The following is a 12,497-nucleotide window of genomic DNA, read 5'->3' on the forward strand; positions in this document are numbered from 1 at the left end:
TCTATAACAATCCATAAAGGCCTGGAAATAACATAATGCTAATAAGTACGGCTATTTGCATTAAAATAAAGGGCACAATACCTTTGTAAATTTCGGTGGTTTTTACTTCTGGTGGTGCCACACCTTTTAAATAGAACAAAGCAAAACCAAATGGCGGTGTTAAGAATGATGTTTGCAAGTTCATGGCAATTAGAATGGCAAACCACACGGGTGCAATGCCCAATGCATCTGCTACCGGTGCAAGAATTGGTACAATAATAAAACTGATTTCAACAAAATCGATGAAAAACCCTAATATCAAAATCGCTAACATCGACAAAATTAAGAAGCCAGTCGCACCGCCCGGTAAATTTGTTAGAATTTCTTCAACAATATAATCGCCACCGGTATAGGTAAACGCCATTGAGAACGCCGTAGCACCTAACAAAATTGCAAAAACCATGGCAGTAATTTTAACGGTTTCTAAGGCCGAATCCATTAGCATTTTAAAACTGAATTGTCCGTAAATTGCGGCCAAAACAACAGCACCAATACCACCTAATGCCGAAGATTCCGTTGGTGTTGCAACACCGGCGAAGATAGAACCTAAAACCACTAAAATAAGTGCAAGCGGTGGAACAATAGCTTTTAGCGCGTTGAAGTATTCTTGTCGTTTATTGATATTTTCATCAACAGGGAGCGCCGGTGCAGATTCTGGTTTTAAATAGGTGTAGATAAGAATGTATACAACATAAACACCAATTAATAACAAACCCGGGCCAACGGCAGCTTGGAAAAGATCGCCAACGGGAATACCCAATACATCGCCTAAAATAATTAAAATAATTGATGGCGGGATAATCTGACCAAGGGTGCCTGACGCACAAATAGTGCCGCAGGCAAGTGATTTGTCGTAGTTATACTTGAGCATTACCGGCAAAGAAATTAAACCCATTGCCACAACCGAAGCACCAACAACACCTGTAGAGGCGGCTAACAAGGCGCCAACCAATACCGTTGAAATGGCTAGCCCACCGCGCACGCCACCAAAAAGCTTACCCATAGATTCAAGAAGCTGTTCTGCGAGTTTCGTTTTTTGCAGAACAATACCCATGAAAATAAATAAAGGGACTGCCATTAACACCACGTTTTCCATGATGCTTTGCACGCGAAATGGCATAAAGGCAAAAATGTCTGGGCCTTCGGCTAATACGCCAAAAATTAAGGCAACGCCGCCAAAGGTAAACGCTACCGGAAAGCCAAACAGCAATAACAGCAGGGCGACAACGAACATGATAATTCCGATCATAGCGACACCTGCTTGTTGTGATCGTGCTTAATACCGCGCAATTCATTGATGCGCGACACGACGAGTCCTAAACCTGAAATTGCGGTTGCAAAGAAAGCAAACGGGATAACACCTTTGATGATAAATCGATACGGTAAACCACCTGGGTCGCCCGAACCTTCGCCGAGTTCGAAAGACTCTTTGGTAAAATCAATGCCGTAATAACCAACAAATACACAAAAAGGAATAAGTAAGATGACTCCGCCAAAAATATCGATAAAGCATTGCCATTTTGTAGATAGGCGTTCAAAAATTAAATCAACACGAACGTGACCATCGGCTTTTAATGTATAGGGAATCGCTAACATAAACATCGATGAGAAGAGATGCCATTCCATTTCTTGCATGCCAATGGATACGTCATTAAAAACGTAACGCATTAAAACGTCGTAAAAAACGTTTACCAGCATTAACAAAAATAAAACGGCTGCAATTTTTCCAAGCACTTCTGAAAATCCGTTCAGTGCTTTTTCGGCAGCAATTAACATAACCACTCCAATAAAAGAAAGTGTTGTAACAGGTTTAAAACAACAGAGTATGAACTCATTTGACAACCTCTGAATAATTCGTCCGTAAATTAATCAGAGGTTACTTTGATAAAATCTCGATAGAGACTTAGAAATTAGTTAGCAATAGTATTTAAGTAAGCTTTGTCAGATACATCGGTCCAGTGACGTGCTTTTTTCAGGTATTGCGCTTGTGAATCTAAAATCTCTTTAATTAAAGGATCTTTTTCAGCGTATTCCGTTAAAAGCTTGGTGTTTGCACCGCGTACCGCTTCAATAACTTCTGGTGGGAAGCTCTTAATTTGCACGTTAGGATAATCTTTATCGATAACCGCTAGGTTTTCAGCAGATTCGTGGTAAGACTGAATATACATTTCGTAAGACGCTGCGCGCATAGAGACGCGAAGAATTTCTTGCAGATCTTCTGGCAAGCGATCCCAAGAGCGCTTGTTGATTAAAAACTGTAATTCGGTCGCAGGTTCGTGCCAGCCAGTGTAGTAGTAGGGCGCAATTTTATGGAAGCCCATACGCAAATCCAAAGACGGGCCAACCCATTCCAAGGCATCGATAGTTCTGCGCTCAAGTGCGGTGTACATTTCGCCCGGTGGAATGTTGGTTGGTTTCGCGCCAAGCTCTGCTAATACCTCGCCAGCAAAACCTGGAATGCGCATTTTTAAGCCTTTAAGGTCATCAACGGTATTGATTTCTTTTTGGAACCAGCCGCCCATTTGCATACCGGTGTTACCACCAGGGAAGCTCATTAGGTTGTATTCGCTATACACCTTTTCCATCAAATCCATACCGCCGCCGTAGTAGAACCACGCGTATTGCTCAGGTGCAGTCATACCAAATGGCATGGTGGTAAAGAACATGGTTGCCGGAACCTTACCTTTCCAATAATAAGACGCAGAGTGGCCCATGTCGTATTGACCAGCGCGCACCATATCAAACACGCCTAAAGGCGATTTGTGCTTGTTGGCTGAATCGATAGTGATTTGCAAACGGCCGCCAGACATCTTCTCGGCCATGGCAGCCATGTTGCGTGGTGAATCACCGAATACTGGAAAATTAGTTGGCCAGGTTTCTGCGAGTTTTAAACGATAAACCTTGTCATCAGCAGCTTGAGCACTGGTTGCAACGGCAAAGCTGGCAATACCAGCAATCAGCCAACGCTTGAGTTTAGAAATTTTTAGCATGTCTATTCCTCTAGTTATTATTTTAAGCGGTGATATTTTGATCACGCCAATGAAACAAGAGGTATTGTGATAGATGAAAACTATTTACGAAATTGGCAGGAGTGCGAAAAGTGTCAGTATAACTACGCATATCGGGTATAAAAGCACCCAGTAAATCTACGTAAAACTACGTACGTAATAAGTCGAAATGCCATTGCACGCCTTGCAGCGAACGGGCTTTGTTTCGGATTTAATGCTAAAAAAATATTTTTTTAGCTTCGTTTTTAACCATAATACTTTGGTAGATATTTCTGTATTTTTATATTTTGAATATTTGGTAAAAATATTTTACGTGTTTAAGACACGTTAATTTCTTTAGACCTGAGTTGTTATTAAAGAAAACCGCGATTAACGCAGAATTTTTTGGCGACATACTTGAGCGTTGCCAAATTCCAAAAAAGGGTAGGTGGCAGACAGACATAGTGAAGACATTAAAAATTGTGTGTTTAATTTCTATCCTCAGATTAAAGTTTAGAAGCGTTAATCAGTAGTGACTAAAAATTGTCTTTTTGTAGAAAATATTATTCATAGTAGCCGAATAAATTTAATTTCAATTTTATTAAATTAACATCTTTAAAAATAATAAATTGTGCTAGAAATACAATTACTGAAAATCGGCTCCCGCTCGATACGTTAAAAGTTGTGTAAATAAACTGCTAAGCAATATTTAATCAATTTGCTCTAAACTTAAACGCATAAAGATCTCCTCAATCGGGCTGAAGAAAGACAACATTTTCCTAAAACTGGAAGTTTAGTAACAAAAATTCACATTTTAGGTAACATTGTTACCAATCAAGCTATTTATTAGAGAATTTTTTATCTGGCGTGTAATAAAATAAACTTTGAACAAATTAATGTTTTAGACACCGATAATATTACTGGATATTTCGAAATCAAATTTAAAGTAATTCTATTATTTCTATTCGCAATTAATATATAGACATTAGTGTTTTATTACATTGAATTGAGTGAAATATCTTATAACGCAGACTGTTTCCTCAGCATTTCTTAACATTTCCAAGTCGCCTGACCGTTTGACTGCAAAAGACTATTTTGATATTTCTTATTGCATGATGTGTTTCACAGAATAATAAACGAAAGCATTATTTCTTTATTTATAAAGCCACAAACCTGAATTGTTGCCAAAAAAATAAAAATAATTTTTAAAGGACTTCAATCATGAATTGCTACGCGAAAACCAATAAAGGTGTTGACGAGATGCGTGCCCGATCGGGTAACGTTGATCCGAAGGCGCGCCGTATTCTTATTCTTTGTAATGGTCAAATGAGCACAGACGATATTATTGGTGCTGTTGGCCAGGAGGCGCAGCGCTATCTGAGTTGGTTAGTTCAAGAAAATTATATTACCAATGGTAAAGATGAAGCTCCGGTTGCTCGCAAAGGTAATTTCGAGCAAGAGCTTGTGGTTTTACCCAGCTCACGCTCTGCCGCAGACTTTGATAAAGCTAAAAACTTTATGGTAAATACGATTGGTCATTTTCACGGCCAATACGGTTATTTAACGCTAAAACGTGAAATTGTTGATACCAAAGATTACTTTGAGCTTCGTGCTCTTTATGCCCAATGGGCAGAGAGTATGGTCGAACTTAAACAATTCGCTAAGTTGAAAAAAGACCTGTTCAAAGTTTTGTAATCACTTCTCGTCTCTACATTTTTGGCCCATTCGGTGCTATTGTTAAATTCAAGGCAAAAAAAACCCCCTAATTTTTAGGGGGTAAGGCTGCTCAGAATAAGAATGCTATTGCTAAATCATGCTAACAACTGCTACTGCTGTGCGTAAATTGATACGCGGGTACTTACCAACAAACCAAACTAAACCAACAAAACGGACAACGGAAGTTTGGTTGATCTATTCAATCTTTCTACAAATTCTCTCGAAACTTGCTCTTAGAATCTATTTAACCCAGAGCTGGTCTAGTTTCTCGTATCTACTGCGTAACTGGTCATCAAATCGGCTAGGTCATCTGCGTGTTCTTCTTCCACCGCCAGAATTTCTTCCAATAGTCTGCGTGTGGTTGGGTCTTTATCACCAATAAATTCAATCATTTCACGGTAAGAGTCGATTGCAATTCGCTCCGCAATAAGATTTTCTACAATCATTTCTTTGATCGAACTTGATTCGGTGTATTCAGAGTGACTACGTTCACTGAGCTTATCTGGATTCATATCCGGTGAACCGCCAAGTTGGCAAATTCTTTCGGCGAGCTTGTCTGCGTGTTCTTGCTCTTGATTACTGTGTTCTAGAAATTCGTCGGCGACTATTTGTGCGTTTAAACCTTCGCAAGAAAAGTAATGCTGGCGGTAGCGAAGCGTACAAATAATCTCTGTACTTAATGCCGCATTTAAAAGTCGAATGGTTTCGTTAACATCGCCTTTAAAACCTTTTGTTAAAGCCCCTTGCAAAATATCTTCTCTGGCTTTTTTACGAATACTTTCAATATCAGATACAAACTGTGCATTAGCCATAACTTTGTTCTCCTTACCATACTCAAAATAATCATTTTGAGTAGTGTGTGAATTAGCGAATATCTTTTTGGGTTTTGCTTTTTTAGCAAGCCCCACATTTATTGAATAGAGGAAACTCTGATTAACCTAGAGTTTCTCGCGACACAAGGATGTGTCGTCAATTTCAAGAACTGTAAGTGATTGAAATAGTGAAGAAATTGGAAATCACATTTTCAATTTCTGTTCTCTGATTAAATCAAGGATGAGTTAATCAGAAGTTCCTAGAGTAAGATTTCGCTTTCGATGAATAGTATTAAGCGAGCACTGTGCCAATAAAACCTAGTGGATATTTTGCAATCTACGGTTTAATTTTTTGTTTTTAGTAAGCTATTGAAAAATATGATAAAAATTGTTTGTCTAGAGTTGGGTTATAAATTGCTTTTAGTTGGTTAACAATGAATATAGGCGTTTAATAATAATGCTTTTTAAAAAGATGTTTTGAGTTTCATCTCTTTTTTACAAATTAGTATTTTAATCATTGTAACTATTACAAGTTGTATTTGGTGTTATAAGTCGTATTTGATAAGAGCGACGTGTAATTAATTTAGAAAATTAAACATTAATTAAATAGAAAGTGACAACGATGAAGGTTTTACTCTTTGTACTATTAATTATTTTTTCAACTCAGAGCCTTTCTCAAATAGGATTGTTGGGTAGTTCCTCCAGTTCTAATGAGAGTCAAGAAAAGGATAACGACAACGTATCGGAACTTATAGAGAAGATAGAATCACCGGAACAACGGCAACAACTCATTGAAGACTTAAAAACCTTAGAAACCGCGCAGCAGCAAGAAGGCAAAGACAACAAAGAGCTTGAAGTTCAAGAAATTATTAATTTTGAAGAAAAAAGCACTGAGTTTAAAGAGTACGTAAGTAATCTTTTATCTGAATTTAATATTCCCGAATCCACTGCATGGGAGGCGTTGGTTCTTGCTGCTTTGTTGCTCATTACCATTGTTGCCTTAGTGATATTAAAGTTCGCGTATAAAACCGCTAAATCGCATTTAAAAAAGATGAACCTACGTTTGCATTTAAATTCACGTAGATTTATTCCTTTACTGCATTTAGTCAATTATGCCATTAAGGCTCATGTATTTATTTTTGTCATCTATGCTGTTTTTGTTCTTTATGTTCCAGAAGACAGTTTTATTAATAGAGCGATTAATATAACAGCTATCGTTTCGTTTATATTAGCAGCATTGGCGTTAATTTTTGTCGCTATATTAATTTGGGAGAGCGCAAATGCAGCCATGGAATTTGTCTCATCGCACAGTAGTTTAAAATCCAATGCCCGAATGAATACCGTGATGCCCATTATTCGTAATGCATTACTGTTTACCTTAAGTTTGTTGTTTATCATGGTGTTTTTATCGGGAATAGGCGTAGACATTTACCCTCTCTTGGCGGGTGCTGGAGTGTTAGGTATCGCCGTCGGTTTTGGTGCCCAAACTCTTGTGAAAGACTTTTTAACGGGATTTACGGTAATTATCGAAGACCTACTGCAAATAGGTGATGTAGTAACCGTGGCGAACAGAACCGGCGTGGTTGAAACATTATCGATTCGTAAATTGCAACTAAGAGCGCTGGACGGCACCGTACATACCGTACCCTTTGGTGAAGTATCGATTGTGGATAACCTCACCAAAGACTTTAGCTTTTATCTGATGGACGTTGGTGTTGCTTACAAAGAAAATACCGACGTTGTTATAGAATGCTTACGAGAAATTGACGAAGAAATTCGTAATGATGACGACTTTAAAGATCGAATCTTGTCGCCGATAGAAATATTTGGCGTCGATAAATTTGCCGATTCTGCCGTAATCATTAAAGCGCGAATAAAAACCCGACCACTCGAAAAATGGAACGTTGGGCGCGAATTTAACCGTCGTATGAAATACCTCTTCGACGAACGTAACATCGAAATACCATTTCCACATCGCACTCTTTACTTTGGCGAACCAATCGTTGCGCAAACCTCAATACAACGCCAAGAAAAAGACATTAATTCAAGCCAGTCAATCGATAAAAAAACCGACAAGGTTTATCTGCCTGATAATGAAGATGCAACAGAAAGCGATGAAGGGGGAAATTAATTCTAGTTGTCAAAGTGGTGGCGAGTATTGTTTTGTATTCACGGTGATTTTATAAGCTGAATTGATTGGTATGTTATCACTGAAAATTTTACCTCAAACGTAATGGTTTAGCGAAATAAGAGTTATCGCAGATAACTCTTATTTTATGGATTTTTACTTGTGGTTATAGATTTTTAGTATGTTTTATTTAAGCCGTTGATATTTGCATTTAAAACGTAATAGGCCCACTGTGTTGAGTTCGGTTTTTGCTTACGAAGATGCTGCTGTGTTGAGTGGAACGCTTGCGAAATAGTTTTACCTTCGGATAGTTCTTGGTAAAAATGCGTACTAAATTCATTTGCTATGTCATCGGGTACATTACTGATACTAGATATTACTGAATTTGATCCAGCTTTCATTATTGTGTGAGGTAGCGATAAAAATTCATTATAAATTAAACCACTAAAAGAACCGGCGGTTTTGCAAGCATTTAATACAGTTAGGTCAGCGCTATCGAAAGAGACTGAGTCTAACTCATAGTTGAATACCTTGTCGGAATGGCCCAGTCCATCATTGAGTTCAAAATAAGAATATCTTGGATCTAGGATATCCAAACTAGCGTGCGAGCTTATATGAATAATGGAGTTTTTATTGAGGGAATTGTACAGGCTTTTTCGAGTTGCATTTTCAGATTTAAATACCTGAGTTGATACCAAACTTGAAATAGCCGCCTGTTCTCTCTCTGATGAAATCCTAACAGCGTCGACGATATGTGAATCAAAGAATACTGCTTTATTACTACTGTTGTCTTGTTGAGCTAATTTATACAGATAATTTAGTTTCGGTAGATAGCTGATACTGGCAATATCTATTAATGCACTAGAATTACTTGTCATCGCAGCTAATGGTAATTGTGCATAATCGCTGTTGACTAAAAATACGACGTGATCTCGTTTTGGTACGGAGTCCTGTTTTTGTAATTGTGGTTCGATAAAGTCGGAGTAGAGTTTATTGATAGTAACCAGTTTTCCGTCCTTAATAGGAAACTGCTTGATCTTTAGTGAAGACTGATCGAAAGTATAAACGTAAACCGCTTCTGAGGCTCTCCATATACCAACGACAAGGTGATTGTCTGGTAGAGACTTTTGTATGGTGTTAAATTCGTCTTCGGTAAATTCTGATGTGTAAAAATCAGATTGTTTAGTCAGGGATTTATTGAATTCGAATTGGTGTTTGGATAACTCATAATAATTCAATTTACTAGCAAATACGTATTTTTGTTCTTGAGAGGTTTCGGGAATAAATGAAACATAATCTGCGATGTGAAAAATACCACTTACTTGAGGCAAGTTTTTCGATCTTTTATTTGCATGATATTTTAACTTTTTTAAGATTGAGGGGTCTATTTTAGCGCCCTCTTTCAGTAATTTATCGTAATCGGCTAGAATGTTGTTTTTTAATGTTAACAACGATTTACTATCAATGTCGGTTCTTTTTTGTGACGTGCTAGAGTATGCTCTCGCTCTTTCTAAATAAATGATAGCTTTTTTAGCATTATCGTTACGACGGTAAAAATCACTAACTTCTTCATAAATTGCAGTGCTATGAGCAAATAGTTGTGGAGCCTCAAAATAATTTTCAAATATAGGTAACCTATCATCGTAGTTATTTACGGCTAAAAGCCAGTATTTTTCGGCTGAATTTTTTTCGCCATAAATCTCATGCCATTTTGCAGATAAGTAATATTGATACGCTAAAGTATATTCATCATAGATATCATTAGGTAGTTCATGGTAAAATAAGATTTTTTTTGCCTCACCTTGATCTCCAGTTATTAAATAGATTTCTGCAGATTTTAGTTCTACAATTCTGTCTGTAACTTGTTTTACTAACTCCGCAAATATACCGAATGAAACAGAGTATGCACCTCCTGGTAAAGCTTTTATAAGCTGTTCCGACTCTTCAGACAGATAGCTTCGAGTTGATGAGAAAATATGCCACTTGGTCGCGGACAAATTTTCATATAAATCATTGAATTCAGATGCTAAATTTTTAATTTTTTTGCGAGTTTCGTTATCACAACTTTGAGAACAATGGATTTTAGCATATTGATGGATAATATTTATTTGATTGATGAAGCTACTTGAAGTCTCCCCGTTGAATGAATAATTATTGATTAACTGATTTAACGCCTCAGTCATCAATAGTTCACCTTGTTGCTTATCGTTAGCTTGATAGAATAATTTACCTCGAAGAAATTTTAGTTGTACTAGATCTGCTGAGCTAATTCCCAATAATGAGTGATATGATAATTTTTCCAGTCGACTTATTATTTCAGTGTCTGCAATTTCAACCGAAATAGCTTTTTCGATACCTAATTTAATGGTGGGTTTTAATTCTTCTACGCAGTTATTTAGGCTTATTCTTAATTGGCTGCTTATCTGTCCTTGCTTTTGGGGAGTTGATTCGATAGCGCTGATTAATCGCAGTAGAGAATCAAGAGTACTGGGTATCAGAATATCACTAATCGATAAGTTGTTTGACTCATCGATGTTTAGCTTTGTATTTAATCTATTAACACCTTCTTCGAAGTATGTATTTTGGTTGTTAGTGATGATCTCGTTAAAATTGTCTTCGTTTATTGATGGTTTGCTGTCGCAGAACTGTGAATTTATAATTTTATTGTAAAGTGAAAAGGGTTGCCAAAAGTTTTCGTCCGAAAATAAAGTGTTGTTCGTTTTTTGTTCGTTTAATATTTTTGTAAAAGCTAATAGATCGGTTAAAGATCCTGCTTCTTGTGTGTTTTCTAATTCGTTTAATGCTTTGGCTAGCTCATTCTCCCAGTTGGCTTCTGAATTAACTTCAATACTTTTATTTCCATTGGTCGTTTCATTATTCGGATTTATTGTTTGATCAATATATCTTAAAGTTTCGTAGGATTTTGTTAAGTAATTAATGCTAGACCTTATATCTTTAAGTTTACCTTCCGATGCTGAAAGAGCGTAATAGATTAAGAAGGCATTGATACAGTTTTCTATTGAAGATTTATTTAGAATGCATGTGTATTCATCCTTATTTATTAGATTGTATAGAATAGCCCTTGATTCTGAGTAATTTTTTTCAGAGTATAATTTATATGCATCTTGAGTAGGGTTGGTTTTACCATGAGCTGAGAATATGAATAGAGTGAAAATTAACAGAGCATTTATAGTATTTTTAATATTTAGTGCAAATGGATGTGTATTTTTTCTTAAGAATATCGACTTGATCATAACTCCCCTCAAAATGTTGGTATAACTCTTTTAATGAATAACAGCTGTTGATAGCAGTTAATTCACTGCCTGGTAATTTATGTATTAAATAACTATCAATTAGTACAAGGAAATAAGCTTCGGCTTCTTCAAATAGTGCGTTGTTTTTATGGGATTGCCCTGCAATATATTTCGCCCATAATTTTCCATGTAAAAATTCTGAATCCAGTTTATCTAGAGCATCATCATAATATTGGTTTAAATACAATAAGACGGAATATGCTTGACCGTAGGTAAAGTTTGATTTTGATGAAAGAGTTTTAGACTCTAAAGATAAACGCTGCAATTCTTGTTGGTCTGCAACTGTATAAGTGATATTGTAATTATTATCACTACACAGTTTTGTTGTTCCAGAGCGACAGACTTTAATTTGGTAGTGTTTGTTATTGTTTGATTGTTCAGGTTTTTCTTTGTTTATGGATTTCCCTGTCTGATACTTAAAAATCTGATCTTCGTCAGTGTCGATATTTTTTATAAATACATCAACTTCGGAATTGTGTTCATATCGCCATTTTATGGGAAAGAGATTGATTATTTTCTCCGATCTTGGTCTTAATATTTCTGGAAATTTTTTATCTCTATCGTTTCTGTATCTTGTTAAGTCTTCGGAATTAATCGTTTTAGGTTGGTTGCAGACTTCGCCGGGAGTCTGGTTTCTTCCCACTAATCCAATTTCTCCATCAGAGCACACGATTGAAATTCGAGATGGATCATTAGATTTTAATTTCCAGTCTGGTTTTACAAAATCACCCAGTTGTATGGGAAATTGCTTTTTTAAATCTTTTATATATGCCTCTGGTTTGCCTTCAGTTTTTATTACCCAATATTCGTCAGCATGTAACATTGAGTTATTGAATATTAAAATTGCTATTAGTATGTATTTCATTGTGAGTTATCCTTGTTTAAGCGATCTATCCATTGCTTTTCTATAAATATTCGATCAGGTGTTTTATAGCGCATTTCACAATTGTGGGATCGGTCTTCGTAGGTTGTTCCCTTAACTAAATCAGATAACTCAGTCAAACAGATAATAATCGTTTCAAGACCTCGGATATCTTCCGAGTTAAAATCTAAAACTAAAGAATCTAAATAGGGCTGCGCTGATAGATAATTATTTTGATTAAGATAAGCCCAGATAATATTTTTTTTGACGAATACTTGTGCAGTGCTATCGAGATTTTTGGTAGATAATAAAAATTCCAACTCATTTATGGCTTGATTTTCTTGGTTGTTGAGAATGTAAATTCGAGCAAGGTTGTTTTTAGCTTTGGTGAAACCTGGATCTAAATCTAATGCTTTTAAATAGTATTTTTTTGCTAAGTCAATTTGCTGACTCTCATCTAATAGGCTTGCATACTCAAAGTTTGCATTAGGATTTTTGGGATTGGCTTCCGCATTTTTTCTTGCTCTTATAAGTAATTGATTAAAGTTGCGAAGTAATATGTCTTGGTTTCGGATAATAAGTGCAATTTTCTTGAAAAGAGGTCAGCTGGTATAGTCGGCCATTTTTCTCGCCAAAGGA

General features: G+C 36.4%; 9 protein-coding genes. 2 read left to right on the forward strand and 7 right to left on the reverse strand.

Annotation, left to right across the window (positions count from 1 at the left end; translation table 11 throughout):
- Window position 1: 1 nt before the first annotated feature.
- The 3 genes from ACYQ28_RS18235 to ACYQ28_RS18245 all read right to left on the reverse strand — a co-directional run bounded on the left by ACYQ28_RS18235 (window position 2) and on the right by ACYQ28_RS18245 (window position 3,029).
- Window positions 2-1,288, reverse strand: a complete 1,287-nt coding sequence (locus tag ACYQ28_RS18235) for a TRAP transporter large permease (RefSeq protein ID WP_460052541.1) — start codon at window positions 1,286-1,288, stop codon at window positions 2-4.
- Window positions 1,285-1,815 (reverse strand): TRAP transporter small permease subunit, encoded by a 531-nt coding sequence (locus ACYQ28_RS18240; RefSeq protein WP_460052543.1) that lies wholly within the window; start codon window positions 1,813-1,815, stop codon window positions 1,285-1,287. The genes ACYQ28_RS18235 and ACYQ28_RS18240 overlap by 4 nt, the downstream gene beginning before the upstream one ends.
- Window positions 1,816-1,949: 134 nt before the next feature.
- Window positions 1,950-3,029: a TRAP transporter substrate-binding protein gene (locus ACYQ28_RS18245; RefSeq protein ID WP_460052545.1), complete on the reverse strand. Its 1,080-nt coding sequence runs from the start codon at window positions 3,027-3,029 to the stop codon at window positions 1,950-1,952.
- Window positions 3,030-4,247: 1,218 nt separating this feature from the next.
- Here ACYQ28_RS18245 and ACYQ28_RS18250 point away from each other — a divergent pair.
- Window positions 4,248-4,721: a hypothetical protein gene (locus tag ACYQ28_RS18250; RefSeq protein WP_460052546.1), complete on the forward strand. Its 474-nt coding sequence runs from the start codon at window positions 4,248-4,250 to the stop codon at window positions 4,719-4,721.
- Between the two features lie 281 nt (window positions 4,722-5,002).
- Here ACYQ28_RS18250 and ACYQ28_RS18255 read toward each other — a convergent pair whose 3' ends face one another.
- Window positions 5,003-5,554, reverse strand: coding sequence for a ferritin-like domain-containing protein (locus ACYQ28_RS18255; RefSeq protein WP_460052548.1), 552 nt, complete (start codon window positions 5,552-5,554; stop codon window positions 5,003-5,005).
- 622 nt (window positions 5,555-6,176) lie between these two features.
- Between ACYQ28_RS18255 and ACYQ28_RS18260 the strand changes: the two genes are divergently transcribed.
- Window positions 6,177-7,685 (forward strand): mechanosensitive ion channel family protein, encoded by a 1,509-nt coding sequence (locus ACYQ28_RS18260; protein ID WP_460052549.1) that lies wholly within the window; start codon window positions 6,177-6,179, stop codon window positions 7,683-7,685.
- 173 nt (window positions 7,686-7,858) lie between these two features.
- Here the strand turns inward: ACYQ28_RS18260 and ACYQ28_RS18265 are convergent, their stop codons facing one another.
- Genes ACYQ28_RS18265 through ACYQ28_RS18275 form a run of 3 tightly spaced genes read right to left on the reverse strand, consistent with a single transcriptional unit; the run spans window position 7,859 to window position 12,445 of the window.
- A complete protein-coding gene (locus tag ACYQ28_RS18265; RefSeq protein WP_460052550.1) occupies window positions 7,859-10,936 on the reverse strand; it encodes a CHAT domain-containing protein in 3,078 nt (1,025 codons plus the stop codon).
- The gene (locus ACYQ28_RS18270) at window positions 10,881-11,861 is read right to left on the reverse strand and encodes a hypothetical protein (protein WP_460052552.1); all 981 of its coding nucleotides are present in this window, start codon (window positions 11,859-11,861) and stop codon (window positions 10,881-10,883) included. Before ACYQ28_RS18270 ends, ACYQ28_RS18265 begins: the two co-directional genes overlap by 56 nt.
- Entirely contained in the window at window positions 11,858-12,445 is a 588-nt protein-coding gene (locus ACYQ28_RS18275; protein ID WP_460052553.1) for a tetratricopeptide repeat protein, read from the reverse strand. The genes ACYQ28_RS18270 and ACYQ28_RS18275 overlap by 4 nt, the downstream gene beginning before the upstream one ends.
- Between the last annotated feature and the right edge of the window lie 52 nt (window positions 12,446-12,497).

This window comes from Sessilibacter sp. MAH1 (assembly GCF_054658315.1).

What these genes read in the sequence shown, in the direction of transcription:
- ACYQ28_RS18235 (WP_460052541.1), bottom strand. Translation starts at nt 1,288, where the DNA reads ATGATCGGAATTATCATGTTCGTTGTCGCCCTGCTGTTATTGCTGTTT.
- ACYQ28_RS18240 (WP_460052543.1), bottom strand. Translation starts at nt 1,815, where the DNA reads ATGTTAATTGCTGCCGAAAAAGCACTGAACGGATTTTCAGAAGTGCTT.
- ACYQ28_RS18245 (WP_460052545.1), bottom strand. Translation starts at nt 3,029, where the DNA reads ATGCTAAAAATTTCTAAACTCAAGCGTTGGCTGATTGCTGGTATTGCC.
- ACYQ28_RS18250 (WP_460052546.1), top strand. Translation starts at nt 4,248, where the DNA reads ATGAATTGCTACGCGAAAACCAATAAAGGTGTTGACGAGATGCGTGCC.
- ACYQ28_RS18255 (WP_460052548.1), bottom strand. Translation starts at nt 5,554, where the DNA reads ATGGCTAATGCACAGTTTGTATCTGATATTGAAAGTATTCGTAAAAAA.
- ACYQ28_RS18260 (WP_460052549.1), top strand. Translation starts at nt 6,177, where the DNA reads ATGAAGGTTTTACTCTTTGTACTATTAATTATTTTTTCAACTCAGAGC.
- ACYQ28_RS18265 (WP_460052550.1), bottom strand. Translation starts at nt 10,936, where the DNA reads ATGATCAAGTCGATATTCTTAAGAAAAAATACACATCCATTTGCACTA.
- ACYQ28_RS18270 (WP_460052552.1), bottom strand. Translation starts at nt 11,861, where the DNA reads ATGAAATACATACTAATAGCAATTTTAATATTCAATAACTCAATGTTA.